A 25,385-nucleotide genomic window follows, 5' to 3' on the forward strand; every position below is an offset into this window, starting at 1 on the left:
CACGGCCTTAATCTCGACTATGACAAATCCTTTCTGCAATTTGTCCTCCAGCGTATCTTCCAGCATCTCGCCAAACTGGGCAACATTGCAGGTCTGAGGCTCAAGTCTCGCCTCTGCAACATATGCAGAATATGCAGCATCATCGACTACCGCCTTTTTTAACTGCTGGCTGCACAATTATCTTTGTAGCCGCGGCCTTTGGAGAGTGGACGAAATAAGTCAGGCTTTCACCACTGACCTCACCCATGTCAGCCGATGTCGCACTGCAATCTGCGCGACGCTTTCTGTCGCTGGCGTCACCAGCGCAAATATTGAATACCTCAGCTCACCACAGATCAAGATTGCCATCGCCATCCAGATCAGACAACTGCGCGAGGTTGTTTTGCGCTGGTCCGCCACGAAAGCGTACAGGCTACCATACATCGCCCAGCATTGCCGCTGATCGCCTGGTATTTGAACTGGATGCGCTACATCAATATAATCATTGCACCGCAGTTTTTACATGTGCAGTGTGTAGAAAAAACACGCAAAGACGACACTGCCACAATACGCCAGGAATTTTTAAAGGAAACCAGTATGCACATTCACTCTAAACGACTCTGGTCAGCCATCCTCCTGCTAGGTGCGCTGTCCTGCGGATACGCGCAGGCCGCAGATGCAGGCGGCCAGGTAGTGACGACAGACGACAAGCGCGTCAAATTCTGGGCGGCAGGTACGCCAGAAAAAACCGAAGAGACCATGCCCGAGCGCAAGGGTGCGCCCTATAAGCGCACCACCTACGCCATGGAAGCTGGCGGCAGTATGCTCATGCTGGGGGTACTGGAGTTTCGCCCGGATGACGGCTCGGCCCCAGGGTATGAAACCGCCTACCTGAACACCATGCTGGACAATATGCGCAGAGGCTTTGTTAACAAGTTTTGGCTCGACACTGACGGCTGGAAAGATATAGACCTGCCCAATACAAACCTGAAAGGCAAGCAGGTCAAAGGCAGGCTTGAGAATCAGGATTTTATTTTGCGCGCTTACGTGGCCCCGCATACTATCTATATGCAGCAGGCAGGTCATGCGCCGCAAGATAAAAAGGCCGCAGAAGTGGCGGACAAATTCCTGCAATCGCTAGAGATCACTCCTTAAGCAGGAGTGCGATGTCGCCTGGTAAAAGCCCCAGGCAAGCAGCCAGCTATTCATCGCACACGATAACTTCAAGGGTGATTGAATAACTTTCAAAAAAGCATGGGATTACCATGCTTTTTTTACTGCTGTTACAGCTTATCCCTGCGTCATTATCTGGCGCAGCGCCCGTTCAAATACTTCTGGCGGCTGGCCGCCTGAAATCAGGTGGCGCTCGTTGATGATAATCGCCGGTACCGAATTGATGCCTTGCTGATGATAGTAAGTCTCAGTCTCACGTACCTCGGCAGCATAGGCGTCAGATGCCAGGATGCGCGCAGCCTCTGCCGTATCCAGCCCTACTTCACCCGCTACCCGCAGCAAAGCCTCGTGCGAAGCTGGGCTTTCCCCCTTGCTGAAATACAGTTCAAATAGCGCTACCTTCAAGGCATGTTGACGCCCCTGCGTTTCTGCCCAATGCAGCAGGCGGTGTGCATCAAAAGTATTATAAATACGGCTGCGCGTCGCCATATTGAACTCAAAGCCCAGCTCTGCGCCACGGGCCCGTATCATTTCGCGGTTCTTGGTGGTCTGCTCCTGCGTCGCGCCGTATTTCTCTGCCAGATGTTCTGCGATGTCCTGTCCTTCCGGCACCATCTTGGGATTTAATTCAAAGGGCTGGAAGTGCAAATCCACTTTGGCATCATCACCTATTTGATCAATTGCCTTTTCCAGTGATTTGAGACCAATGATGCACCAGGGGCATGACACGTCCGAAACGAAGTCGATTCTGATTTCTTTACTCATGATATTTCTTTCTGCTGTCAGGCCAGTGGACTGTAACAGCTATCCAATTGATGGTGCGTCAAACCAGGGTCTTATGCACCGATATGCCAAGCTATATATGCACTTTACCAGTCAATTCAAGTGTCTGCTGCCGGAGCTATCGGACGCCGCTGCGCCCACCGCCTACAAATTGATACACATTAGTTTTCAGGGCAAATTAATATATATGCATTAAAAAACAGATAAACCCACTTTTTTTATGCACATATGGCTATATCTATAAATCTATGGGCATGACGATTACTTACCCCGGAGCACGAACTTACCGGGCAATTACCGGACCATTACCGAACCATAAGCGCAACACTGAGTCATCCCCTGTAGTCTTCATTAGCCGTCTGCATTCCCCTCACCCACGCATTAGCCAAGGAAAAAGAAATGACAGAAGATGAAATCCGCCGTAACGCCTTTGCAATGCCTTATTCCAACTTCGCCTTTCCACCCGGGCCCTACCGCTTTACCGACAGGGAATACCTGATCATCACTTACCGCACTGACCCTGAGCTACTTGAAAAAATCATCCCCGCCCCTTTGAAGCTGGCAGAACCCGTAGTCAAGTTTGAGTTCATCAACATGCCAGACTCAACTGGCTTTGGGCACTATTGCGAATCCGGCCAGGTCATCCCGGTGACACTTGATGGTGTACATGGTGCTTATGTGCACAGCATGTATCTGAATGATCATCCACCAATTGCGGCTGGACGTGAGTTGTGGGGCTTTCCTAAAAAACTCGGTGAACCTGAACTCAGAGTACACAAAGACACCCTGGTTGGCACGCTGGATTACAGCGACTTCCGCATCGCCACTGGCACCATGGGTTTCAAGCACACGCAACTCGATCATGCCGCCGTCAAGGCAAGCATGGAAGTACCTAATTTCTTGTTAAAAATCATCCCCCATGTCGATGGCACACCGCGCATCTGCGAACTGGTGCAGTATCAGCTCACTGACATCACTATCAAAGGTGCCTGGGGTGGCCCGGGTGCGCTGGACCTACACCCACACGCGCTGGCCCCTGTCGCTGGTTTGCCAGTACTCGAAGTTTTATCTGCAGTGCATATCCTGTCTGACCTGACTTTACCTTACGGTACAGTCGCCCATGATTACCTCGCCCCACCAGGAAATAAGCAAGTCATAACCAAATAAAGGAACTCACATGTTACTCAATAATAAAGTCGCCCTCATCACCGGTGCCGCCAGCGGCATAGGCAAAGAAATCGCCATAGAATACGCCAAGCAAGGCGCAAAAATCGTCATCGCCGACATGGCCCTCGAAGCAGCACAAGCCACCGCCAAAGAAATCGAAGCATCCGGCGGTACCGCCATGGCAGTGGCGATGAATGTGACTGACGAAACACAGGTCGATAAAGGCGTGGCTGACGCAGTGGCTGCCTACGGCAACATCGATATCCTGATCAGCAATGCAGGCATACAAATCATCAGCCCGCTGGTTGACCTGAGCCTGGATAACTGGAGAAAAATGCTGGCCATCCATCTGGACGGCGCATTCCTGACCACCCGCGCCTGCATGCGTTCCATGATCGCTGGCGGCAAAGGCGGCAGCGTGATCTACATGGGCTCAGTCCATTCCCATGAAGCCTCCCCACTGAAAGCGCCATACGTCACCGCCAAACACGGCCTGATCGGCCTGGCAAAAGTCGTCGCCAAAGAAGGTGCCAAAAACAATATCCGCGCCAACGTCATCTGCCCAGGCTTTGTCCGCACGCCACTGGTCGATAAACAAATCCCGGAACAGGCAAAAGAACTCGGCATCACCGAAGCAGAAGTCATCAAGAATGTGATGCTGAAAGAAACAGTCGATGGCGAATTCACGACTGTGCAAGACGTCGCCCAGACCGCACTATTCCTGGCGGCCTTTGGAACCAATGCATTGACTGGCCAATCCATCACGGTTAGTCATGGGTGGCATATGCAGTAAGGTGAATTTTTGAGTGCCTCAACTGATGGACACTCGTGCGCCCGCAGCGATGAAGCTGCGGGCTTACAACAAGATATGCATCAAGCTTCATATCGCAGCACATCAAAGTAAATATGGTGATTCAGGATTGTCAAATATCAGACCATAGACATTAACGTTCGCACCTGCAAACCTAAAATCTTTCGCGAAAAATATCTGGGTTATGCCGCCGCCAGATTTCCATTTCCTCTTCGTCCGGCAAACCATCCAAGTCCTTCCAGTTCGGTGAAGAAACCCATTCTATACAAGTTTCAAGCATGGAAGATATCGAATAAAAATACATTCTTATACCGTGGAACACTCGAATGACTGGATGATCCTTGTCAGAACCAAAAAGATGCGCGCCACAAGCGACAACATCCCAAGAACCCTGAAATTCTGAAATTGGCAGGCAAGCTTTGAGATCTACACGATCTTGCTCCAGCGTTGAATGAAGACCATAGTATTCCTGAATACTTTGATATTCCAAAACTGCTTCTTCCAGAGAAATAAACTCATTATCGCGAAAACAAAAATTCGTATCGAGGTCTGAATCAAGCTTGTCGATACGCCCATTCCTCCACTGATAAAGTTCAATGACGTCATCTGGCACTATGATTTGCAAAGGTGCGACAGTCTCCAGGATTTCCGTTGTCGTAAGACCTGGTCGTAAATTCTCTCTGACAGCGATGCCTTTCGCTTCGTAGGCATCAGCCAATTGATTACATAGCTCAGTGATTGTTGGCATGATAAAGTTTTATGTATGGGATGCAGTTTTTATGTAATGGAAGAAGGAAATGTATGCTCAGATAACGCAGGAAAGCCATGATGAGCACCATACTGACTAAAGCGCCCATCAAATTTATTTTCCAGGGCAGTTAAATGGCTGCTGATCTTATGTTTTGCCAAAAGCAGCGCCTGCATACTGTCATCCCCGTCAGCATAAGATGATTTCTCAAAGTGTATAGTCTGGATCAGGAAAGAACATCGCCAATTGTGGGTGCCTAGCTCTACAGGCTGCCATACCGAGATTTTGGCAAAAATGATGCGTCCATCAATATAGGTAAATTCCAAATCCCGCCGGACAATAGCATGTTTAGTGAGATTGGGCCAAGACTGCAATTCGCCGATAAACAACTTCTTTCGCATGCGTCGGCTGCGAGATGTTTTAAGGCTGCTCATCGCAAATTTCTACAAATAAAATATTCCAGGGCTAGCAAGTTCCGGTCTCATTTGAAAATACAATCACCATCAATTTCAGGCTGAAGTAGTCCATTGATACCAAATCAATTTATCAGCAACATCGATTGCAACTCTGCGCTCATCCCACTCGTCTTGAAATAAAAACCCAGCACGCCATTGTGCAGAATGAGGTAGTTCAATGTTGGCGAACTGTTTCAGGTGGAGACCAATTTCAGAATGATTTTCCCAAGATGTCGGAATAGCGATCGCTTTTGAAATATCTACCTGGAAAGCTAGAAGAAACTGCTTCAAATCACCATGCTGCTTGTGAGTAGAAATGATGATTTCCATTTCGGTTTCCGAACCAGCTCCATCTAATTCATAAGAATCACAATAAATTCGTCGCATCAGAGATTCATCATAAAGATATATTTTCAAACCAATCAAGAAACCCCGAGTAAGCGTAGCGAGCGGCGCTAGTTTGGGTTAAGAAGCGCAGTCGTACTTTAGTACGGCGAGCATCGCAGGCCCAAAATCGCGTCGCGCTTAGCTTAATCAGGGTTTCGACTAGCGTTGGCGTTCCTTCTCCCACAACACATCACTCCCCCCCGCATACCGGTTCAACACCCGCGACAACACAAACAGCAAATCCGACAAACGGTTCATATACTGTCTTGGTGCCTCATTGATAGCCTCGGCATTGCCTACGCTAACTATCGCGCGTTCTGCGCGGCGGCAGACGGTGCGGCAGACGTTGGCGATGGCGGCGGCGCGGGAGCCTCCTGGCAGGATGAAGTCTTTTAACGGTGGCAGGTCGGCATTGTATTTCACCAGCAGGGCATCCAGCCTTTCTACCTGGGCATCGGTGATCATGGTGTAGCCGGGGATGCAGAGTTCGCCGCCCATGTCGAACAGGTCGTGCTGGATGGAAAACAATTCTTGCTTCATCTGCTCTGGCATGTCTTCACACAGCAGGACGCTGATCTGAGAATTGAGTTCGTCCACGTCACCCATGGCGTGCACGCGCAGGGCATCTTTGGCGACGCGGCTGCCGTCACCGAGGCCCGTCGTACCTTTGTCGCCGGTACGTGTTGCGATTTTTGAGAGTCGATTACCCATGGCAAATAAATTAAGTGAAAAATAAATAAGGAAGTGTGCAAGGATACGGCAAAATCTGCCTGGATACACCTCTCCGCTAACAGCATGCACATCATAGCTGGTATTGGCGTTTGAACGCGCGCCATGATTGCCATGCTTGCCGCGTATCAATATAATCTCGTCATGACACTTATACAATTATTCGCCGCGATACGCGCTTCTTATGTTGCCGTGCTGACTGCGGCCATCAATCAGGATAATGCCCACGTTGAACCGGCTTACCGCAATGCCGATGGTGCACTCGCTCTGGAAGGCCGCCCGGCCTTGCCCTGCCGGGTAGACTGGATACCTGTAGAGGGTGAATATGCCGGGCAGTCACACACGGTGGATGCCAAAACCCAGCTGGAATTTGAGCCCTTTGGCTTTGGCATGTCAGGCACTGAGGTGAGCATCACCCCGTTTACCTGGGACTGGCTGCCCTTGCAGATCGGCGGTCTCGCGCCTGAGCTTGCAGAGTCTATCCTGGCAGACTGGTTCCTGGCCTGGTTTGATGTTGAGGATAACAATGTCAAAAATGCCGAGGGCCTGTATGGGGTCGTGCATTTCATGTCCGGCATTACGCAGGAAGATGAAGCCCTGCAAGTCAGCATAGACCTGGGTTCTGTCTCTGAGGCGGCACTGGAAGATTTGCTATTCAAATTGGCTGATGCCAAGGCGCAGGCCATACAACTGGGCTGAAGCAGCACTATGTCGTTTTACTTGCCTGACAGGCAATATTTGAACGCCGATTGCCGCTGGCAAATAAAATAAGGCAGGAAGTTGGAAAGCTTACGACAAAATCTGGCCGGACACAGCATAATAGAGGGCACCACTACCTGTACGGACCGCATTATGAACCATCCTGCCATTTTGGCGAGTGTCAGAAAGCCCCTGCCCGCTGGCCTGCTGCATGCCTTGCAAGCCTTGCTGGAAGACCGTTGCAGCATTGCCCTGGCAGTGCGTGAGCATCATGGCCGCGATGAATCCTCTTATGACCCCATGCCGCCAGAAGCGGTGGTATTTGCCCAGAGCACAGAAGAGGTCGCCGAGATCGTCAGGCTGTGTCATGCGCATGATGTGCCAGTGATACCCTACGGTGCCGGTTCTTCGCTGGAAGGCCATATCCTGGCCCTGCATGGCGGCGTGACGATAGACTTGTCACAGATGAACAAGATGGTGGCCGTGCATGCCGAGGATTTGACCGCTACCGTGCAGGCAGGCGTGACGCGCAAGCAATTGAATACCGAGATACGCGACACCGGCCTGTTTTTCCCGATAGACCCTGGCGCCGATGCCAGCCTGGGTGGCATGGCAGCCACGCGGGCATCCGGCACGAACGCAGTACGCTATGGCACCATGCGTGAAAACGTCATGGCGCTGACGGTGGTGACTGCGGATGGCCGCATCATACGCACGGGTTCGCGTGCCAAGAAATCATCTGCCGGTTACGATCTGACGCGGGTGTTTGTCGGCAGTGAAGGCACGCTGGGCATTATCACTGAAGTCACCGTCAAACTTTATCCCTTGCCGGAAGCCATCTCGGCTGCGGTGTGCAGCTTCCCTGACAATGCCGATGCGGTGAATACCGTTATCCAGACCATACAGATGGGCGTGCCAATTGCGCGGGTAGAATTTCTGGATGCGAATGGTGTGCGCGCGATCAATGCGCATGACAAATTAAATTTGCCAGTCAAGCCTTTGCTGCTGTTTGAATTTCATGGCACTGAGCATGGCGTGAAAGAACAGGCTGAGCTGGTGCAAGAGATTGCAGCAGCCAATGGTGCCGGTGATTTTGAGTGGGCGACCAGGCCAGAAGACCGCAGCCGCCTGTGGGCTGCGCGGCATAATGCCTATTTTGCGCTGCTACAATTACGGCCAGGTTCACGTTCTATTTCTACTGATTGCTGCGTGCCAATTTCACGCTTGGCTGAATGCATCAGCGAAACCCAGATCGATTGTGAAAACCATGGCATTACCTATTCCATCATCGGCCATGTTGGCGATGGTAATTTTCATGCGCTGATGCTGGTGGACCCGGACAGCCCAGACGAAATTGCGGTGGCAGAATCCATCAACCAGCGCATGGTGACGCGGGCGATTGCCATGGATGGTACCTGCACGGGCGAGCATGGCGTGGGTATACACAAGATGTCGTTTTTGATAGAAGAACATGGGGCAGATGCAATACACATGATGCGTATGCTCAAGCATGCATTTGATCCAAAAAATATTTTAAACCCGGGCAAAATTATTGCGTGGGACGAGGCTGAAGAATAAATCGAGACAGTATTCAATTTGGTAAAAAACCACTCACCACAGAGACACTGAATCACAAAGTAAGCACCGAGAAAAGCAAGCAAAGGATATACAGAATTCCTCTGTGTCTTTTATTGCGACAACCGGATTTACGGGTGATCTCTTAACGAGTGCTTGAGTACGCTACATAAAACAAATCAGGAAGAGTATGGCAACACGATTACCACCGGTACATGCATTATCTGCTTTTGAGGCGGCGGCGCGGCATAGTTCTTTTGCGATTGCGGCAGAAGAGTTGTGCATCACACCTTCTGCCCTGTCACATCGCATACGTCTGCTGGAAGAACATTTGTGCGAGCGCGTTTTTGTGCGTGAAGGGCGCAGCGTCACACTGACTGAGTTTGGCCGCCGTTACCTCGATGTGGTGCGGGTAGCCTTGCGCACCCTGTCTGATTTCCCGCTGCCGAACAAGATCACGCAAAGCCAGTTGCGCGTCAAGGTGACGGTGCCGCCTACTTTTGCGCGCTATATGTTTATGCCACGCCTGGCCGAATTCATGCGCCAGTATCCCGATATAGAAATTGAAGTCTATCTGTTTGTGCCACTGTATGACCTGAGCCTGTCAGAAAGTGATGTAGAAGTGCGTTTTGGTGCCGGTGAATATCCTAACCTGGTCACCAAGAAATTATTTGTAGAACCCAGCTTTGCTGTCGCCAGCCCTGCTTACCTGAAATCTTTGCCATCGATACAGACACCGGCAGACCTGCGTCATGCCAGACTCTTGCGGTCTGCCCTGGAACCCTGGCAGCCATGGTTTGAAGTGGCGGGACTGGACTGGCCAGAACCAACCACAGGCTTGCGCATTGATGACCTGGGCCTGTTGCTGGAAGCAGTCAAGCATGGCCATGGCATAGGCCTGACGCGTCAGCACTTTGCCCAGGAGATGATCAACCGGGGTGAGGTCGTGCGCGTATTTGACACGCAACTGGCAACGCCACCACATGCCTATTATCTGGTACATGAGGCACAGGCAAATATACGGCCCGAGGTAGCGCTTTTCATAGACTGGATGCAGGCGACTTATCAGCAGGCTTAGTGATATGTTTTGTAGGGTGCGCCATGTGCACCGTTTGAGACACGGACATGCCTCCTTGAGTTTATAGTTTGCTGCATGCGATGTTGCGCACGGCGCACCCAGCAATTTGCTCAGGCTAATCAATCATCGGGACTTGGGTAATGAGAAAACCGTAGGGCGCATTGTAATGCGCCCCACAACACGGCTACGTTTAAAATTAGCCGATGTGCACCGCAAAGCTGTCTTGCGCTACACCACCCTGCTGCTTTCCTGCCCCGGTTGCTCTATCTGCTTTTGCAAAGCCAGCCATTTATCCAGCGGCATGGGGCGGGCAAACAGGAAGCCCTGCATGGATGCACAACCGTTGGCGATCAAAAATTCTGCCTGCTCCTTGGTCTCGACGCCTTCGGCCACCACGCGCAAACCCAGGTGGGATGCCATCGACAATATCGATTGCACGATGGCCGTGCCATTGGCATCACCCGGCGTATCCTGTACAAAACTCTTGTCTATCTTGAGCTCATACAGCGGCAGGCGTTTGAGGTAGGCCAGGCTGGAATAGCCGGTACCAAAATCATCGATGGAAAACCGTATGCCCAGGGTCGTCAATTCCAGCATGCGGGCAATGGTGTCTTGCAGGTTATCAATGAGCAGGCCCTCTGTCACTTCAAAGATCAGGCGTGACGGTGATGCGCCTGTGTAGCGCAAGACACGCCTGACTTTTTCTACAAAATCTGGCTGGCGGAATTGCTTGGGGCTGACATTGACCGACAGGGGGATATCCCAGCCCGCCGCCTGTAATTGCAGCAGGGCCAGGCAACCCTGTTCCAGCACCCAGTCCCCGAGCCGCAAGATCATGCCGGATTCTTCTGCCACAGGAATGAACAGCGCAGGTGAGACAAAGCCGCGCTCAGGGTGTATCCAGCGCATCAGCATTTCACCACCAACCGGCTTGCCCAGTCTGTCAACCTGGGCCTGGATATACATATACAGTTGCCCGCCCGAGATGGCTTCGCCCAGTTCCCTTTCCATGGTCAGCCTTTGCTCGACCTCGGTCTGCATGCCGGTTTCATAAAAGGCGATCTGGTTGCGGCCACTGCTCTTGGCGCGGTACATGGCGGTATCTGCTTCACGCAGCAGGTCGTGCGAGTTCTGGTTTTCTCTTGGCAACAGGGTCACGCCTATGCTGCAGGTCGTGCTGTATTGCAGGCCATTGATGTCAAAAAACTGTGAGATCGAATGGCGGATTTTCTCAGCCACGGCTTGTGCTGCGTGGGCACCTGCTGCCACATTATTCGAGATGTGGCAAAGCATGACCACAAATTCATCACCGCCTATATGGGCCACCGTATCCACTTCGCGCAGGCTGCTTGAGAGTCTTTGTGCGACCAGGTTCAGCAAGGCATCACCGACTGCATGGCCGCGCGCATCATTGATGTATTTGAAGTGGTCGAGATCGATGAACAGCACTGCACTGACCATGTTGCTGCGTCTGGCGGTGGCCAGCAGTATGCTCATGCGGTCCAGCAAGAGGCGGCGATTCGGCAAGCCTGTCAGCACATCAAAATAGGCAAGCCTGTGTATATGTTCCTGGGCTTTTTTGCGGTCACTGATGTCGCGCCCGGTAGCCACCCAGTGGCTGAACAGACCGTGCTCATCAGCCAGTGGTACCACGTCTGCCTCCATCCAGAATTCACTGCCGTCATGGGTATAGCAAATCAGTTCTATATGAACCGATTCATAAGACAGCAGTGCCTCGTTGAGTTTATCGAGTTCATCCGCCTGCGTACGCGGCCCCTGTAAAAAAACCGGGGACCTGTCGATGACATCCTCGCTTTTAAAGCCGGTCTGGCGCACGAAGGCATCATTGACGAAGACGATCTTGAGACGGCGCTTGCCAGCACCGTCAATATCGACCTTGATGATCATGACGATGTCATTGAGGCGCGCCACGGCGGCGACAATCAGGCGCAATTCTTCGTTCGCTACTTTCAGTGAAGATTGCCCGTGTTGCAGTGAAGCGGTGATGACACGCTGATGTTCAAGCGAACTATCCAGTCTTTGGAGTAACACGCTGCAAGAGATGGACATGACAGCCGCAATGAAACTGAAGTTGATGGTCACCACCACCAGTTGCATGAAGGGGTGGGAATCAAAACCATAGACGTGCAAATTGGAATCCGAGATATAGCCTACCACCAGCAAGCTCAGTGAAGCCAGCACCAGGGCCTGCATGGACAACCGCATGTTCAGCAACAAGGCGGTCAGCACAGGGAAGGCCAGCAGGTAGATCAGCCCGGTCAGGCCGACCTTGATGAGAAACCAGACACCGAGCAGATACAGGAAAAGCAGGAAATTCCAGGCGCGTTGCTGATAACTCAAAAAAGGCAGGCGCCAGATCGTGGCAACCCAGCCCAGCGCGAAAATATCAACCACGACGACTGACCACAGGTTTTCACTGATGGCCAGCACGATGCTGGGTATAGCCGTTGCGCCCCCAGAGCGAGTACAAAAAACAGGATGGCCGACAGCACCTGCTCACGCCACTGGTGGGTTTCCCCGGTGCCGAAGAGCTAGCCATGAAATTACTGCGGATGAATTGAAAAACAGTCACAAATCCTGTCCTTCTGCAATCACATCACGAAACGGGCCAGACCAGATTTAGCGGCCAGAACAGTAATACTATACCAACATTTATCTATTCAAACAGAAATTGCGGCCTTGCTCGCAAAAAGCGACAAAATGACTTTACACAAGGCAATAATATGGCTGTTTGGCCGGCTGATTGATCAAGAAACTGATCAATCGGTGCCTGACAATCCCTACTAATCGACGTTTTTGCCCGCAGAGGCACACCACAGGGCAAACCATTGTTCACGGCTGAGTTTAATGGCAGTGGCATCGACTGCTTCTTCAATCGCGGCAATGCGGCCTGAACCTGTCAGCACCAGTGGCCGGGATGGATGTTGCAAAATCCAGGCAAGGGCAATGGTACTGGGGCTGCTATCAAGTTCTGCTGCGATACGTGCCAGCACGACGCTGATGCGCTGGCCACGTTCATCCTGTTCATGCAGGGGACGGAACAGGCTGCCACCACCAAGGGCAGACCAGATCATAGGCGCAATGCGCAGGCGCTGGCACAGGTCCAGCGTACCATCGTGCAGGGGCTGCATATGCAGGAGTGATAATTCGACCTGATTAGTTACCAGCGGGAAGCGCGCTGCCAGCAATTCAAACTGGCTGTTGGTAAAGTTGGAAACGCCAAAATGCCTGACCTTGCCACTGTCTTGCAGGTGCTGGAAGGCACCGGCGATTTCATCGGCATCCATGAGGGGGTCTGGCCTGTGTATCAGCAATAAATCAAGCCGCTCTATCTGCATCGCACGCAATGATTGCTCTGCGGATGCAATGATGTGTGCGGCACTGGTATCGTAATGCTGCATGCCATGGGCAGGACGATTATCAGACACCAGCTTGATGCCACATTTGCTGACGAACTGGAACCTGTCGCGCAGATGCGGTGCCAGCGCTATCGCTTCGCCGAGCAATTGCTCGCTCTCATAATTGCCATAGATATCTGCCTGGTCTATGGTGTTGATACCGAGCGCCAATGCCTGCTCAAGAAAAGTCACTCTTTGTTGCGCTGTCATCTGCCAACTGGCGAGCCGCCACAGGCCAAGTACGATGCGGGAAAATTCAGGGCCATTTGGAGCGATAGAGGCAATCTGTAAATGTGGAGTCATGCTATTTGTCATTGTTGTGTCAGTGCCTGGAAAGTAGAGATCAGATCATCACGCGTGGTGTAGCCAGAAGCGAGCATGTGTAGCGCCCCTTCATGCACAAGCAAGAGCGCCGGAAAGCCGCGTATGCCCCAGTTTTTTGCCTGCTCAAAATGCTCACGCGCATCTGACATGGCCATCGGTGACACCAGGGTTTCGGCAAAGCTGGCAACATCAAAACTGCCCTCACCTTCAACCTTGTTCATTGCAGCAACGGCAAGTGCAGACAAGACTGCCGGATCACGCACATCACGCCCTTGCGCATAGAAGCCATGCTGTACCGCATGGAAGACTGCCAGTGCAGATCGCCCGGTCTCATCATCAGTCAGCGTGCGCGCAGTTACCACGGCGCGGCAGGCGGGCTCGGTGTCATACACAAAGCCGGGCTGTGACATGGCAGTGTCACTGAAAGGCAGGCCACTACGCTCTGCCACCTGCTGCCAGTGCCCCATGATGGTGTTGCGCGTAGCATCATCGAGCACCTGTTTGTTATATGCGCGTAACCCCCCATGATCAAATCAATTTTGGCATGCTGCACGGTGTCAAGAAAAGCCAGCAATTCTGGCCCGAAGCCATAACACCAGGAACACATGGGGTCGGCGACATAAATCAGTTGCGTCATAAAGCAATCTCATAGCATCAGTATTGACTTGCCATTGTATAGAAACTTGGGACTAGTGGACTGTAACAGTGAAAAGCGAAGTGCCTGCCATGCGCGCGACGACCATGGCTGCGTTGCAAATACTCGCGATAGCCCCGCTATCGCTGTGTTTTGCGCCTTGCCCTGGTTCGCCGGGCACATGTCCTTCACTTCCGCTTTCACCGTTACAGTCCACTAGCTGTCGCTTGCGCTTTTACAGGGTGCGCTGTGCGCACCAGCCTGCCGATATTTGCACGCATGGATTTACACGCGTGACTACGGTGCGCACGGCGCACCCTGCTAAACTATGCGGGGTAGAGGGCACCCAAAATTCGCCCGCCTGCAGCACCCGTCACATCGGGCAAATTCCCTGGCAAGCGCAGGCAAAAGCGCTGTGCCAGCCAGGCAAAGGCCAGTGCCTCTACCTGTTCAGGTGCGACACCAAGCACCGCCGTGCTGCTGACAACGGCAGGACAGGATTGCGCTGCCAGCAAAGCCTGCAAGCGCTGCATGAGCTGATGATTGAACGCACCACCGCCGCAAACATAAACCTGGGCCGCATCAGCAGCATGGCGGGTGATATCATGGGCCAGCGTCAGCGCGGTAAATTCACATAGCGTTGCCTGCACATCGACAGGCGATGCAGCCTCGAAACCTTGCAGTTTGCCCTGCAACCAGGCTGGATGAAACAGGTCACGCCCCGTACTTTTGGGTGGTGGCATCTGCAGGTAAGCTTCGCCCATCAGACTGTTCAAGAGTGCTGGTATGACTGCGCCCTGTGCAGCCCAGTCACCATTCGCATCATAGCTTTTGCCATGTTGTTGCTGCACCCAGGCATCCATCAATACATTACCGGGGCCGGTATCAAAGCCACGGGTACTGCCATCTGCCGCGAGTACGCTGATATTGCTGATGCCACCGATATTGGCGACTACGCTGGAAGCACCTGCGCGGCCAAATACGGCGCGGTGAAAGGCTGGCACCAAAGGCGCCCCCTGGCCACCGGCAGCGACATCACGGCTGCGGAAATCAGCAATCACATCTATCCCCGTCAACTCGGCCAGCAAAGAGGGGTTATTGGTCTGGCGGGTATAGCCCAGCTCTGGCCTGTGCCGGATAGTCTGGCCATGTGCGCCTATGGCATGCACGGTTTGCTCAGGTGCGCCTGCCTGTAGCTTTTTGACACAGGCGGCATAGGTGCTGGCCAGCGCATTTGCCAGCAGTGCTTCGTGATGCAATTCATTATCACTGGCCTGCTGCAGGCGCATGGCTTGCTCGCGCAGGTCTGGGTCAAAAGGGATATAGGCAGTTGCAATGATCTGCATGCCTGGATTAGCTTCATCGGCTTCATCAACTGGATCAGGCAGGCGCACCATGACGCCATCCACGCCATCGAGGCTGGTGCCTGACATCAGGCCTATGTAGATGTTTGCCGTATTGTTTTGTTTGTGCAGCATGCTGATTCCACCTGTATGTTGATCAGCATGAGTATAGAAGACTCGACCAGGTATTACAGCGTCTTGCAGAAAATTCTGTTGGCGACTTCTTCGTTTTCCATACGGAAGACGGTGGCGCCTATGTCGGTATATCCAGTACTGGGATAAAAGCGCAGGGCTTTGTCGTTACCGACCCAGGCTGTCAGCCAGAGTTGTTGTACACCCAGGCCGCGTAAATGCTCTTCGGCTTCAGCCAGCAAACGGCGGCCTATGCCGCGACTAAAGAATCCGGGATGTACATACAGATGGTCGAGTTCGGCCTGGTGTTCAGCCTGCACCTGGTCATTGCGTTTACCATTCAGCGTCTGACAATAGCCAACCAGATGGCCATCCATTTCTGCCAGCAGGATGTGGGTATGTTCTTGTGCCAGATAGGCAGCCGTGCGTGTTGCTGTCAGTTCAGACAGTACATAATCGGCAATCGACTTTTTGATGCCATGCTTGACATAGGTATCAAGCCAGACTTGCAATATCAATACAGTCAAGGCAGAGACATCGTCTGTCTCTGCCTTGCGTATGATGACTTCGCCTGCAGCCAAACCAGCCTGGGCTTATGAACGTTTGGCCAGACGCATGGTTTCTGCCATGCGTTCAGGATGCAGCAGGTTGAAGCGGTGAATCATGTCACCGGCAAAACCCTTGAAGCGGTTCATTTCAGCGGCTGCAAGTGGTGCAGCCTCTGTCATGTTGATGCTCATGGGGTCACGTGCTTCATTATTGACGCGGAACTCATAATGCAGATGTGGGCCAGTGGACCAGCCGGTAGTACCGACATAACCAATGACATCGCCCTGGCTGACCTTGCTGCCCTTGTGTATGCCGGGAGCAAAGCGGCTCATGTGGGCATAGGCCGTGCTGTAGTTATTCCAGTGCTTGAGCACAACTAGGTTGCCATAGCCATTGCTGGGAGCGGCGGAATCAACCACGCCATCAGCCGAGGCACGGATAGGTGTACCCGTGGCAGCGGCAAAATCAACACCCTTGTGTTGTTTCCATTGACCGGAGATAGGATGCACGCGCATGGAGAAGCCAGAAGATACGCGGGTAAATTCTATCGGTGACTTCAGGAAGGCTTTTTTGAGGGACTTGCCGTCAAAAGTGTAGTAACCACCCTTGCCACCAGCCTCTTCAAACCAGGCAGCCTGATACAGCTTGCCAGAATTGCTGAATTCCCCTGCAAGTACTCGACCAGTGCGGACACGTTCACCGTTTTGCCAGAAACTTTCATAGACAATATTGAAATAGTCGCCCTTTTGCAGGCGCTGGTAATCAACATTGGTCTCGAACATGGACTTGACCTGTTCGGTGACATTGTAAGGGATCATGGCATCATCGGCAGCCGGGTAAAAGGCGGTGCGGATATAGGCTGTTGCCATTTCCACACGTCTTTCAAGCTTGGCAGTAACATCGGAAGATGTCAATTTGCCATGAGCATCGCGGTTGATGACGATATTTCTGACTGGTTTGTCCGGGCCATCAGAGACCGTTGTTTGCAACCACAGCAGTTCACCCTCTTCATCCGTTTTAACTGCCACGGTTTTGTCAGCCCTGAATTGCAGGATAGTACGTGCAATATTGTCTGATTTGATGAACTGTGCCGCTTCTTCATCATCCACGCCTATGCGCTGCAAGAACGTGGCCAACTGCTCACTGCTCTTGAAGGTGGCTTCACGGATGAATTGCTGATCAACCGCTTCGAGTGCGGCGACCTGTTCATCGAGGGAAGGCAGGCTCAGCTCTTCCTTGATGCGCTTGACGGGCAAGTCAGATGCATCTGGTGCCAAAGGAGCAACACCAGCAGCGCCAAATGCGCAAACAGCAAAGAAGAGTGCGGAAACAGAAACGATGCGCGAAGCGCGTGTGGTGCCGAATAACAGCCTGCCGCCAGAGACGATACGAAGTAATTTATCTGTTGGACGCATGCAATAAGTTAAAATTGACTGGTTTTATTGAAAATTCGAGTACATTGCGGTGAAATGTTTTTGCATATTTTATGCGCACATTATCAAGACGGCAATATTAAAACTCGCACTAAGTTCGGGATTAAAAAACCAGGCAAAGGCATTAAAATGCTGACATCTGGCTTAAACGATAATCCCTGCTAATTAACCAACACCCAGAATTTGGCAAACGCTGATTATGGATTCAGATTTGAAATTCGACCAGCGGTGTTACAAAAAAATTGATTTCCATTAAAGATGACTTCTGAACATAATTCCAGCTCCTCTGAAAACTCTGGCAATGCCAGCAAAATCATGCCCCTTTCCGATGCAGTGCAACATGCACTGGCAGTGACCAAACGCGGTGTTGATGAACTGCTCATCGAATCCGAATTTGCCCAAAAACTGGCACGTAGCGAACAGACCGGCAAACCCCTGCGTATCAAGCTGGGCCTGGACCCGACTGCACCAGATTTGCACCTGGGCCACACTGTTGTACTCAACAAGATGCGCCAATTGCAAGATCTGGGCCATACCGTGATCTTTTTGATCGGCGATTTCACGTCCATGATCGGTGACCCGTCTGGCCGCAATGCCACCCGCCCGCCGCTGACGCGCGAACAGATAGAAGAAAACGCCCAGACTTATTTCAAGCAGGCTGCTTTGGTGCTGGACGCCAGCAAGACCGAGATACGCTACAACTCTGAATGGTCAGACCCGCTCGGTGCACGCGGCATGATACAACTGTCATCCAAGTACACCGTCGCCCGCATGATGGAGCGCGATGACTTCACCAAACGCTTCAAGGCTGGCACACCTATTTCCGTGCATGAATTCCTGTACCCGCTGATGCAGGGCTACGATTCTGTCGCCCTCAAATCTGACCTGGAACTTGGCGGCACTGACCAGAAATTCAACCTGCTGGTAGGTCGTGAACTGCAAAAAGATTATGGTCAAGAGCCACAATGTATCCTGACCATGCCTTTGCTCGAAGGCCTGGACGGCGTCGAGAAGATGTCGAAGTCCAAGAACAACTACATCGCGATCACTGAACCAGCCAATACCATGTTCGCCAAGATCATGAGTATTTCTGACACGATGATGTGGCGTTATTACGAGCTGCTGTCTTTCTGCTCGCTGGAGCAGATCGCTGCTTACAAAAAAGCCGTGGCTGAAGGCCAGAACCCGCGCGATATCAAGGTAGCGATTGCGCAGGAAATCGTGACGCGATTCCATAACAGGCAGGCGGCGGAAGATGCGCTGGCGAATTTTGTCAATGTTACCAAGGGTGGGATACCGGATGATCTGCCAGAAGTCAGCGTCAGCGGTGCGCCAATTGGCATAGGCCAGTTGTTAAAGCAAACGAATCTTTGCGCATCATCATCCGAAGCCCTGCGTATGGTGGAGCAAGGCGGCGTACGTATAGATTCCGTTGTTATCAGTGATAAGGGCTTGAAAGTGGAAGCAGGCACTTTCGTGCTGCAAGTTGGCAAGCGCAAGTTTGCAAAGGTGACGTTGACGGCTTGATGTTTGAAATTCGTAGGTTGGGCTACGCTTCATCAGCCCAACACTGTGCCTCAATAATCGTATACGTCATTTAAACGCCGAGTGTTGGGCTGGTAAACCGCAGCCCAACCTACGGGTCCTGGAAACTCCTTCCCCTTCAAGGGAAGGTTGGGATGGGGATGGGTTTCTTCAGCAAATCACCGATTCAATTAACATCTCGGCCATTCAACCGAACCCCATCCCCACCCTAGCCCTCCCCTTGAAAGGGAGGGAATCAAAACACCGAATACATTTCCCCATGATCGCCCTACTCCAAAGAGTCACCGAAGCCAAAGTCGTCGTCGACGGCAACACCATAGGCGCCATCAATGCCGGCCTGATGGTCCTGGTCTGCGCCGAGCGCGAAGACACTGAAAAACAGGCCGACGACCTGCTAAAAAAATTACTCGCCTACCGCGTCTTCTCTGACGACGCAGGCAAGATGAACCGCAGCGTCACAGATGTACAAGGCGGCCTGCTCTTGGTACCGCAATTCACTCTGGCAGCGGATACCAATTCCGGCACGCGTCCGTCTTTCACACCGGCTGCACCACCAGAACTGGGCAGGCAATTATTCGATTACTTTGTTGCCGAGGCGCGCAGTAAACATGCGCAGGTAGAAACTGGCAGCTTTGGTGCCGACATGAAGGTCTCGCTGACCAATGATGGCCCGGTGACCTTCTGGCTAAAAACAAAATAAGAACAAAATAAGAACAAAATAAACAAATGAAACCCACAGAAATTTTATTGATACGCCACGGCGAAACCGCCTGGAATGCCGAACGCCGTTTGCAAGGCCATCTCGATATCCCGCTGAATGCCGAAGGCACACGCCAGGCCAAGGCACTGGCCTGGGCATTGCAAAATGAAAAACTGCATGCGATAGTTTCCAGCGACTTGCAACGTGCAGTACAAACCGCCGGTGAAATCGCCCGCCTGCAAGGTGTCAGCACCCGCATAGACAAGGGTTTGCGTGAGCGTTGCTTTGGTGGTTTTGAAGGTAAGTTGTACAGCGAACTGCCCAGCCTGTACCGCAAGGAATATAACGCCTGGCAAGCGCATGAACCAGATGCGCAATTTCCACCTGGTGAAAACGAAGGCGAAACCATACGCCAGTTCCACAAACGCGTCATGGAACATGTGCTGCACTATGCCAAACAATTTGAAGGCAAGAAAATCGCCCTCGTCGCCCACGGTGGCGTACTCGAATGTGCCTACCGTGCTGCCAAGGATTTACCGCTGAATGCACCACGCGAAGTGACCATCTACAACGCCAGCATCAACCGTTTTGAAGTGACGGGCAAAGAAATCAAGCTGGTGCAATGGGGTGATATTGCGCATCTGGATGCCGACGGGCTCGATGAGATTAACCAGAGCAGGGTCGAGAAGCATTGATGTCTTTGTGGTGGCAATAACCGGCATTATCTGTCAGTTGAAGAACGCCGCTGGGCTCCAGCCTGCGCTGGAGCGACCTTGAATTGTGCCACCAGAATAGTATGCTGAACAAATTAAAATTCTAATTTGCATTAGCGAATGATAATCCTCATACCTCCCCAATCGTCATTCCTGCGCAGGCAGGAATCCCGCGACTTTCGTAGTACACAATGAAAGCGATTGGCTAATAAAACATCATCAACAGGTATCAACAGTATTCACGCTACTGATACTTATTTTTTACTTCGTTAATTTCTCCAGCTTTCCTTTAGCCTTGGAACTGACATCCAGTTTCACGGCTTGCTGATAGGCTTCTTTCGCTTTGGTCTGCTCATTTGCAGCAAGGTAGTAATCACCCATACCTTCATGGGACAAGGCATTGCGTGGATAATTTTCCACATTCTCGCTGAGAAAATCATTGGCATTCTTCAATTTTTTCTCACGCAAGAAATGCTGTCCCAACCAATCCATCGTTTCAAGATCGGGCAAAAGCTTATAGCCCATACGCGCGCTTATTTTTTCAAACTGATGTTTCAGTTCACCTGCACCATCTATCTTCGCATCATACAAGCGCACAAAATCAGCCATCTTGTAAAAATCAAACAAGAAATTCAAGCCGTCATACTCGGCCAAAATCGGAATAGAACCATGGCCTTCGTCCGGGTAGTATTTCCACTTCCAGCGCAAACCGCTTTGTGGATGCGCATCCAATGAATCGATCAGTTTGAGTATCGAACGGATATGCCTGCTTTCCTGATCGCTGCCAGATCTGACCTGATCCATAGACACGCCTTTGGCAAGCGTATTGGCAACCGCCAGATATAGCGATTTGTTAGCAAGGCGGCCATCCCTTAGCGCCACGTCCATTTGTTTGACCAACAAGGCATTATCCCACCACGCACTGGGATCTATCGCCAGATAGGCATCGAACAATGCACTGTGATTGATCAGATTATGTAACACGGTCAAACCACCCAAAGAATGGCCAACCAATACCCGATAAGGAGCAGCCGGATACTTTGCGTTGATGTAGGGAATCAGTTCTTTCTCCAGATAAGTAGAAAAAGCTTCGCCACCACCAGAGTTTTCATTGATCTTTTCTGGCTGGGCATACGAACCTGCCTTCGTCGGCGTCAGTTCACGTTGACGGTTATTGTGGGTAACCGCAACCAAGATCATTTGGGGGCAAGAGTGTCCAATGCCCCGGCATTTCTTTTCCATCAAACCCATCATCGAAAGAAAATGATCGTTGCCGTCCAGCAAATAAACGACCGGATAGATAGGCTTTTCCGGTCCCAGAGCAGCATTCGGTTTAGGAACATATACCCAGACTTTTTTATCTTCATCCAAAGCTTTTGAATGTATGGTCTCTATCGTGCCCACGATAATGTCTTCGTTTTTCTCTCCGGCATTGGCAAATCCAACCAAACTCAGCAGAAGAACAAATAGTCGAATGTTGTTCATAGGATAGACAATTCAAGGTAATAGAAATGAAAGATGGTTTGCATATTTGAATCTGCATGATGGCAAGATTGCCTAACGAACAATATCAAGTCAAGAAACTTTCCATTTTTCCTCAAGAATTAACGCATACATTTTAAAGCAACCTTTTGGTTGCATTTATCCAAAATCCATTCCATAATAAATACGCAGCTATTTGGTTGCATATATCGTACAATGGAGACAGATCATGAAAAGCTATCAGCAAAGCCTCAGCATCAAAGCCAGCCCTGCCGCGGTCTATGCCGCCCTGACCACCGTAGAAGGCTTGCGTGCCTGGTGGACCCAGGATTGTGCAGGTGGGGTAGCCGTTGGCGATACCCTGGAATTTCGCTTCAGTGAGTGTTACAAGGATATGCGTATAGAGAAGCTGCAAGCTGACAGTGAAGTGCGCTGGCTATGCACCCGCGCGCATATCGTGGCTGAATCAGTCAGCCTTGCTGACGAATGGGTGGGAACTCAGCTCGTATTCCATATCAGCGATGCAGGGCTAGGCAAGACGCAGCTGGATCTGGAACACATAGGTCTGCTACCCTCGCTACAATGCTACGCGCTTTGTCAAAATGGCTGGCAGCATTTCCTCGCCAGCCTGCAGCAGTATCTGGAAACTGGCACTGGCACGCCCTTTGCAGTGGCCAGTGATCAGCAAATCTCATCCACGGAAAGGAGAGTAGCAGCATGAGCAATAATACGGATAGCATACAGCGCAGCATCGTCATCAATGGCACGCGCGAGCGTGTGTGGCGCGCACTGACGAATGCAGAAGAATTTGGCGCATGGTTTGGTGTCGATCTGAGCGGCCAGGTATTTGCGCCGGGCCAGCGCACACGTGGGCTGTTTACCCACCCTGGTTGTGAAGGTTTGATGTTTGATATCGTCATTCAGCATATACAGCCACAAGATGCCATGTCTTTTCACTGGCACCCGTATGCAGTCGATACTGCTGTTGATTATTCTGGTGAGATACCGACGCTGGTCAGTTTCAATCTACAAGATGCACCTGGCAAGGCTATCTTGTTGACGGTGACCGAATCCGGTTTTGACAAAGTACCTGCGCATCGCCGCCGCATCGCTTTTGAAATGAATACAGAAGGCTGGGAAATACAACTGCAAAATCTGGCGAACCATGTCGGTCAATAAAACAAAGAGCAAGGCCAGCGTATCAGCCTCCAGCATCATCAGTGCCAGCGACACGTCTGCTCAGGTGTTCGCGGCACTTGGTGATCCCACACGCCTGAAGCTGGTGGCAGTGCTTTGCGCGGGTGGCGCTTTTTCGATTTCCCACCTGACGCAATCCACGGCCATCAGCCGCCAGGGCGTCACCAAGCACCTGAACGTACTGGCCGAAGCAGGTGTCGTCAGTGACATCAAAATTGGCAGGGAACGCCTGTGGCAACTGCAAGCTGAGAGCATAGATGAAGCCAGGCGCACCCTCGAATCCATAGGCCGCGAATGGGAAATGGCACTAGGCAGACTGAAGCGTTTTGTGGAAAAGGATGATTAGGGAAATCAACATGACAGAAATGCTTGTAATGGCAAGAGCTTAGGCAATTAGCCCTGTGGAATCGATCCGCCATCCCCAAGGAGTCGCTGAGTAAGCGTAGCGAGCGATGTCAGTTTGAGTTGAGAAGCGCTTCGTACTCAAGTACGACGAGCATCGCCGACTCAAAATGGCTTCGCGCAGTAGCTTAATCAGCGGCTACGACTACATTTGGCGGAACTGGTGTTGATACGCCTGCGAAACCGTCAGCCACTCATCCTCTTTCTGCAAACGCAAAGCCAGGCCACCATCGCTTCTCTGCACCGCATCTATCGCTGCGACATTGACGATATTACTGCGGGATATCTGCCAGAATTTGTCTGCATCCAATTGTGCTGCCAGGTCCTTGATGGTGGTGCGGATATAGGCTTCAAGTCTGGCAGTGATGACTTTGGTGTATTTGGAATCTGCACGAAAACAAAGCACATCGCTGACATTGATGAAGCGTATCTGGTTGCCGACCGACGCCTGTATCCAGCGCAGTGCTTCTTGCGGCTTTTTGATTTGCAGGGCGGACAGGTCAGCCGGTTGTTGTGACAGACGCTGCTTCAGCCTTTGCACTGTCAGCGCCAACCTTCCTAAATCCAGGGGTTTGAGCAAGTAATCTACCGCACCCTGGTCGAAGGCATCAACCGCATAATCATTATGGGCAGTCAGAAACACGATGTGACAGGGATGCTGTGCCAGGCGGGCCACGTCTATGCCGCTCAGGCCAGGCATGCGAACATCCAGAAAGGCGATGTCGGGGCGCAGGTCGGTAATGGCTTGCATGGCCTTGATGCCGTCATCAACAGCGGCGATGATGTGCAGTTCTGGCCATAGCTGCGCCAGAGCGTCCTGCAACTCATGGCGCAGGATGGCTTCATCTTCAGCGATCAGGGCTTTGGGTTTGATGCTACTCATGCCAGCTTACCGGTTTTGGCTGGCAGAGATATGGTGGCGCACACTCCATTTTTTTCGCCCGGCTGCAATTGCAGTTCGGCCTGCTCGCCAAACAAGGCCAGCAATCTTTCCTGTACATTCAGCAAACCCACACCACTGCCCAGTTCATCCTGAAAACCACGGCCATTGTCGCTGACTGTGACCAGTAATTGTCCAGCCTCACTGCGGGCGCAGATGTCTATACGCACCTCGCCCGGCTGGGGCTCTATGCCATGCTTGATGGCGTTTTCCACCAGGCTCATGATGGCCAGTGGCGGGATCAGGCAGGCGCGCACTTCATCTGTGGCCTGCACAGAAAACTGAAAGCGTGCACCCAGGCGTATCTGGAAGATTTGCAGATACGCCGCTGCCCTGTCCAGCTCTTGTCCCAGGGTGGTGGTACTCAGGCGCATGTCGGGCATGGCGGCACGCAGATAGGCAATCAGATGGTTCAGCATTTGTTCTGCCTGATTTGCATCCTGATGTATCAGGGCACGGGTATTGGCGAGAGTATTAAACAAAAAATGTGGTTCTATCTGGCCCTGCAGTGCCGCCAGTCTGGCTTCCAACATTTGTCTCTCGACTTTGTGCTTGCTGGCTTCCGCGGCCAGGCTGGCCTGGGTACGATGTCTGATTTCCTGATCTATGGCAGCAGGCAAGACGGTGGCGAGCAGGAATACCAGTATGATTGCGGACAATAACCAGCTGGCATGGCTGGTTGTCATCGTCGGCCAGAATGCAGCTTCTGCCTTGAGCCCTGCAAACAATGCCAGCGCCACGGACAAGGCGAGAATAGCCCAGCGCTGGCTGGCATGTTTGAACCACAGTATTTTTTGCGACAGACATAAACCAGCTTGCGCCAAAGTATAGGCCAGCAGGATAGCCAGGCTATCTGCCAGCCAGGCTGAGCGCCCTGGGCCAAGGCTTGCATAAACCAGTAAACCCAGCACCGCCAGCATGGGTAATAACGGCCACTCGTTCAATGTGCCTGACTCATCCTTATCCGCATGAGTTATCGTCATGTCTG

27 protein-coding genes are annotated in these 25,385 nt (G+C 51.9%); 13 read left to right on the forward strand and 14 right to left on the reverse strand.

Features of this window, described 5'->3' with window-relative positions; genetic code table 11:
• Positions 1-205: 205 nt before the first annotated feature.
• Together UNDYM_RS23660 and UNDYM_RS23665 are read left to right on the forward strand one after the other, a co-directional pair.
• Complete coding sequence (locus UNDYM_RS23660; protein ID WP_162043309.1) at positions 206-442, forward strand: hypothetical protein; 237 nt, start codon at positions 206-208, stop codon at positions 440-442.
• 134 nt (positions 443-576) lie between these two features.
• A complete protein-coding gene (locus UNDYM_RS23665) occupies positions 577-1,134 on the forward strand; it encodes a hypothetical protein (protein ID WP_162043310.1) in 558 nt (185 codons plus the stop codon).
• 135 nt (positions 1,135-1,269) lie between these two features.
• Here the strand turns inward: UNDYM_RS23665 and UNDYM_RS23670 are convergent, their stop codons facing one another.
• Complete coding sequence (locus tag UNDYM_RS23670; RefSeq protein ID WP_162043311.1) at positions 1,270-1,917, reverse strand: DsbA family oxidoreductase; 648 nt, start codon at positions 1,915-1,917, stop codon at positions 1,270-1,272.
• A 417-nt stretch (positions 1,918-2,334) separates the two neighbouring features.
• Between UNDYM_RS23670 and UNDYM_RS23675 the strand changes: the two genes are divergently transcribed.
• Positions 2,335-3,102: an acetoacetate decarboxylase gene (locus UNDYM_RS23675; protein WP_162043312.1), complete on the forward strand. Its 768-nt coding sequence runs from the start codon at positions 2,335-2,337 to the stop codon at positions 3,100-3,102.
• A gap of 10 nt (positions 3,103-3,112) precedes the next feature.
• Complete coding sequence (locus tag UNDYM_RS23680; protein WP_162043313.1) at positions 3,113-3,895, forward strand: 3-hydroxybutyrate dehydrogenase; 783 nt, start codon at positions 3,113-3,115, stop codon at positions 3,893-3,895.
• Positions 3,896-4,067: 172 nt separating this feature from the next.
• Here UNDYM_RS23680 and UNDYM_RS23685 read toward each other — a convergent pair whose 3' ends face one another.
• From UNDYM_RS23685 to UNDYM_RS23700, 4 genes are all read right to left on the reverse strand, one after another.
• The gene (locus UNDYM_RS23685; RefSeq protein WP_162043314.1) at positions 4,068-4,661 is read right to left on the reverse strand and encodes a hypothetical protein; all 594 of its coding nucleotides are present in this window, start codon (positions 4,659-4,661) and stop codon (positions 4,068-4,070) included.
• 29 nt (positions 4,662-4,690) lie between these two features.
• Complete coding sequence (locus UNDYM_RS23690) at positions 4,691-5,095, reverse strand: hypothetical protein (protein WP_162043315.1); 405 nt, start codon at positions 5,093-5,095, stop codon at positions 4,691-4,693.
• A gap of 75 nt (positions 5,096-5,170) precedes the next feature.
• Positions 5,171-5,446, reverse strand: a complete 276-nt coding sequence (locus tag UNDYM_RS23695) for a hypothetical protein (protein ID WP_162043316.1) — start codon at positions 5,444-5,446, stop codon at positions 5,171-5,173.
• Positions 5,447-5,662: 216 nt separating this feature from the next.
• Positions 5,663-6,214: a cob(I)yrinic acid a,c-diamide adenosyltransferase gene (locus tag UNDYM_RS23700; protein ID WP_162043317.1), complete on the reverse strand. Its 552-nt coding sequence runs from the start codon at positions 6,212-6,214 to the stop codon at positions 5,663-5,665.
• 162 nt (positions 6,215-6,376) lie between these two features.
• Here UNDYM_RS23700 and UNDYM_RS23705 point away from each other — a divergent pair, with 162 nt between their 5' ends.
• The 3 genes from UNDYM_RS23705 (at position 6,377) to UNDYM_RS23715 (ending at position 9,584) form a co-directional block, all read left to right on the forward strand.
• On the forward strand, positions 6,377-6,931 hold the full coding sequence (locus tag UNDYM_RS23705) for a hypothetical protein (protein ID WP_162043318.1): 555 nt from the start codon (positions 6,377-6,379) through the stop codon (positions 6,929-6,931).
• A 153-nt stretch (positions 6,932-7,084) separates the two neighbouring features.
• Positions 7,085-8,509, forward strand: a complete 1,425-nt coding sequence (locus tag UNDYM_RS23710; protein ID WP_162043319.1) for an FAD-binding oxidoreductase — start codon at positions 7,085-7,087, stop codon at positions 8,507-8,509.
• Positions 8,510-8,696: 187 nt separating this feature from the next.
• Entirely contained in the window at positions 8,697-9,584 is an 888-nt protein-coding gene (locus UNDYM_RS23715) for a LysR substrate-binding domain-containing protein (protein WP_162043320.1), read from the forward strand.
• 228 nt (positions 9,585-9,812) lie between these two features.
• Here UNDYM_RS23715 and UNDYM_RS23720 read toward each other — a convergent pair whose 3' ends face one another.
• The 6 genes from UNDYM_RS23720 to UNDYM_RS23745 all read right to left on the reverse strand — a co-directional run bounded on the left by UNDYM_RS23720 (position 9,813) and on the right by UNDYM_RS23745 (position 17,400).
• Positions 9,813-12,035: a bifunctional diguanylate cyclase/phosphodiesterase gene (locus tag UNDYM_RS23720; protein ID WP_232063579.1), complete on the reverse strand. Its 2,223-nt coding sequence runs from the start codon at positions 12,033-12,035 to the stop codon at positions 9,813-9,815.
• 353 nt (positions 12,036-12,388) lie between these two features.
• On the reverse strand, positions 12,389-13,306 hold the full coding sequence (locus tag UNDYM_RS23725) for an aldo/keto reductase family oxidoreductase (protein WP_162043321.1): 918 nt from the start codon (positions 13,304-13,306) through the stop codon (positions 12,389-12,391).
• Positions 13,307-13,314: 8 nt separating this feature from the next.
• Positions 13,315-13,824: a DsbA family protein gene (locus tag UNDYM_RS23730; RefSeq protein ID WP_162043322.1), complete on the reverse strand. Its 510-nt coding sequence runs from the start codon at positions 13,822-13,824 to the stop codon at positions 13,315-13,317.
• Positions 13,825-14,287: 463 nt separating this feature from the next.
• Positions 14,288-15,439: an anhydro-N-acetylmuramic acid kinase gene (locus UNDYM_RS23735; protein WP_162043323.1), complete on the reverse strand. Its 1,152-nt coding sequence runs from the start codon at positions 15,437-15,439 to the stop codon at positions 14,288-14,290.
• A 53-nt stretch (positions 15,440-15,492) separates the two neighbouring features.
• Positions 15,493-16,017, reverse strand: a complete 525-nt coding sequence (locus UNDYM_RS23740) for a GNAT family N-acetyltransferase (protein ID WP_162043324.1) — start codon at positions 16,015-16,017, stop codon at positions 15,493-15,495.
• A 12-nt stretch (positions 16,018-16,029) separates the two neighbouring features.
• Positions 16,030-17,400 (reverse strand): M23 family metallopeptidase, encoded by a 1,371-nt coding sequence (locus UNDYM_RS23745; protein ID WP_162043325.1) that lies wholly within the window; start codon positions 17,398-17,400, stop codon positions 16,030-16,032.
• 276 nt (positions 17,401-17,676) lie between these two features.
• Between UNDYM_RS23745 and tyrS the strand changes: the two genes are divergently transcribed.
• From tyrS to UNDYM_RS23760, 3 genes are all read left to right on the forward strand, one after another.
• Complete coding sequence (tyrS, locus tag UNDYM_RS23750) at positions 17,677-18,945, forward strand: tyrosine--tRNA ligase (protein WP_162043326.1); 1,269 nt, start codon at positions 17,677-17,679, stop codon at positions 18,943-18,945.
• 277 nt (positions 18,946-19,222) lie between these two features.
• Positions 19,223-19,663 (forward strand): D-aminoacyl-tRNA deacylase, encoded by a 441-nt coding sequence (gene dtd, locus UNDYM_RS23755; protein WP_162043327.1) that lies wholly within the window; start codon positions 19,223-19,225, stop codon positions 19,661-19,663.
• 26 nt (positions 19,664-19,689) lie between these two features.
• Positions 19,690-20,358 (forward strand): histidine phosphatase family protein, encoded by a 669-nt coding sequence (locus UNDYM_RS23760; protein WP_162043328.1) that lies wholly within the window; start codon positions 19,690-19,692, stop codon positions 20,356-20,358.
• A gap of 279 nt (positions 20,359-20,637) precedes the next feature.
• On the opposite strand, the gene UNDYM_RS23765 is transcribed toward UNDYM_RS23760, so the two are convergent.
• A complete protein-coding gene (locus tag UNDYM_RS23765) occupies positions 20,638-21,861 on the reverse strand; it encodes an alpha/beta hydrolase-fold protein (RefSeq protein ID WP_162043329.1) in 1,224 nt (407 codons plus the stop codon).
• A 226-nt stretch (positions 21,862-22,087) separates the two neighbouring features.
• Here UNDYM_RS23765 and UNDYM_RS23770 point away from each other — a divergent pair, with 226 nt between their 5' ends.
• From UNDYM_RS23770 to UNDYM_RS23780, 3 genes are read left to right on the forward strand one after another with little or no spacing between them, the layout of a single operon-like run.
• Positions 22,088-22,579: an SRPBCC domain-containing protein gene (locus UNDYM_RS23770; RefSeq protein ID WP_162043330.1), complete on the forward strand. Its 492-nt coding sequence runs from the start codon at positions 22,088-22,090 to the stop codon at positions 22,577-22,579.
• Complete coding sequence (locus UNDYM_RS23775; RefSeq protein WP_162043331.1) at positions 22,576-23,037, forward strand: SRPBCC family protein; 462 nt, start codon at positions 22,576-22,578, stop codon at positions 23,035-23,037. The genes UNDYM_RS23770 and UNDYM_RS23775 overlap by 4 nt, the downstream gene beginning before the upstream one ends.
• Entirely contained in the window at positions 23,024-23,401 is a 378-nt protein-coding gene (locus tag UNDYM_RS23780) for a helix-turn-helix transcriptional regulator (RefSeq protein WP_162043332.1), read from the forward strand. The genes UNDYM_RS23775 and UNDYM_RS23780 overlap by 14 nt, the downstream gene beginning before the upstream one ends.
• A gap of 201 nt (positions 23,402-23,602) precedes the next feature.
• On the opposite strand, the gene UNDYM_RS23785 is transcribed toward UNDYM_RS23780, so the two are convergent.
• Both UNDYM_RS23785 and UNDYM_RS23790 read right to left on the reverse strand, forming a co-directional pair.
• The gene (locus UNDYM_RS23785) at positions 23,603-24,340 is read right to left on the reverse strand and encodes a LytTR family DNA-binding domain-containing protein (protein ID WP_162043333.1); all 738 of its coding nucleotides are present in this window, start codon (positions 24,338-24,340) and stop codon (positions 23,603-23,605) included.
• Complete coding sequence (locus UNDYM_RS23790; RefSeq protein ID WP_162043334.1) at positions 24,337-25,380, reverse strand: sensor histidine kinase; 1,044 nt, start codon at positions 25,378-25,380, stop codon at positions 24,337-24,339. The genes UNDYM_RS23785 and UNDYM_RS23790 overlap by 4 nt, the downstream gene beginning before the upstream one ends.
• Between the last annotated feature and the right edge of the window lie 5 nt (positions 25,381-25,385).

It is taken from the genome of Undibacterium sp. YM2 (assembly GCF_009937975.1).
Classification (GTDB): Bacteria; Pseudomonadota; Gammaproteobacteria; order Burkholderiales; family Burkholderiaceae_D; genus Undibacterium.

What these genes read in the sequence shown, in the direction of transcription:
- UNDYM_RS23715 (WP_162043320.1), top strand. Translation starts at nt 8,697, where the DNA reads ATGGCAACACGATTACCACCGGTACATGCATTATCTGCTTTTGAGGCG.
- UNDYM_RS23690 (WP_162043315.1), bottom strand. Translation starts at nt 5,095, where the DNA reads ATGAGCAGCCTTAAAACATCTCGCAGCCGACGCATGCGAAAGAAGTTG.
- UNDYM_RS23725 (WP_162043321.1), bottom strand. Translation starts at nt 13,306, where the DNA reads ATGACTCCACATTTACAGATTGCCTCTATCGCTCCAAATGGCCCTGAA.
- UNDYM_RS23665 (WP_162043310.1), top strand. Translation starts at nt 577, where the DNA reads ATGCACATTCACTCTAAACGACTCTGGTCAGCCATCCTCCTGCTAGGT.
- UNDYM_RS23685 (WP_162043314.1), bottom strand. Translation starts at nt 4,661, where the DNA reads ATGCCAACAATCACTGAGCTATGTAATCAATTGGCTGATGCCTACGAA.
- dtd (WP_162043327.1), top strand. Translation starts at nt 19,223, where the DNA reads ATGATCGCCCTACTCCAAAGAGTCACCGAAGCCAAAGTCGTCGTCGAC.
- UNDYM_RS23675 (WP_162043312.1), top strand. Translation starts at nt 2,335, where the DNA reads ATGACAGAAGATGAAATCCGCCGTAACGCCTTTGCAATGCCTTATTCC.
- UNDYM_RS23670 (WP_162043311.1), bottom strand. Translation starts at nt 1,917, where the DNA reads ATGAGTAAAGAAATCAGAATCGACTTCGTTTCGGACGTGTCATGCCCC.
- UNDYM_RS23760 (WP_162043328.1), top strand. Translation starts at nt 19,690, where the DNA reads ATGAAACCCACAGAAATTTTATTGATACGCCACGGCGAAACCGCCTGG.
- UNDYM_RS23695 (WP_162043316.1), bottom strand. Translation starts at nt 5,446, where the DNA reads ATGGAAATCATCATTTCTACTCACAAGCAGCATGGTGATTTGAAGCAG.
- UNDYM_RS23745 (WP_162043325.1), bottom strand. Translation starts at nt 17,400, where the DNA reads ATGCGTCCAACAGATAAATTACTTCGTATCGTCTCTGGCGGCAGGCTG.
- UNDYM_RS23710 (WP_162043319.1), top strand. Translation starts at nt 7,085, where the DNA reads ATGAACCATCCTGCCATTTTGGCGAGTGTCAGAAAGCCCCTGCCCGCT.
- UNDYM_RS23770 (WP_162043330.1), top strand. Translation starts at nt 22,088, where the DNA reads ATGAAAAGCTATCAGCAAAGCCTCAGCATCAAAGCCAGCCCTGCCGCG.
- UNDYM_RS23780 (WP_162043332.1), top strand. Translation starts at nt 23,024, where the DNA reads ATGTCGGTCAATAAAACAAAGAGCAAGGCCAGCGTATCAGCCTCCAGC.
- UNDYM_RS23790 (WP_162043334.1), bottom strand. Translation starts at nt 25,380, where the DNA reads ATGACGATAACTCATGCGGATAAGGATGAGTCAGGCACATTGAACGAG.
- UNDYM_RS23700 (WP_162043317.1), bottom strand. Translation starts at nt 6,214, where the DNA reads ATGGGTAATCGACTCTCAAAAATCGCAACACGTACCGGCGACAAAGGT.
- tyrS (WP_162043326.1), top strand. Translation starts at nt 17,677, where the DNA reads ATGACTTCTGAACATAATTCCAGCTCCTCTGAAAACTCTGGCAATGCC.
- UNDYM_RS23765 (WP_162043329.1), bottom strand. Translation starts at nt 21,861, where the DNA reads ATGAACAACATTCGACTATTTGTTCTTCTGCTGAGTTTGGTTGGATTT.
- UNDYM_RS23735 (WP_162043323.1), bottom strand. Translation starts at nt 15,439, where the DNA reads ATGCTGCACAAACAAAACAATACGGCAAACATCTACATAGGCCTGATG.
- UNDYM_RS23775 (WP_162043331.1), top strand. Translation starts at nt 22,576, where the DNA reads ATGAGCAATAATACGGATAGCATACAGCGCAGCATCGTCATCAATGGC.
- UNDYM_RS23680 (WP_162043313.1), top strand. Translation starts at nt 3,113, where the DNA reads ATGTTACTCAATAATAAAGTCGCCCTCATCACCGGTGCCGCCAGCGGC.
- UNDYM_RS23785 (WP_162043333.1), bottom strand. Translation starts at nt 24,340, where the DNA reads ATGAGTAGCATCAAACCCAAAGCCCTGATCGCTGAAGATGAAGCCATC.
- UNDYM_RS23705 (WP_162043318.1), top strand. Translation starts at nt 6,377, where the DNA reads ATGACACTTATACAATTATTCGCCGCGATACGCGCTTCTTATGTTGCC.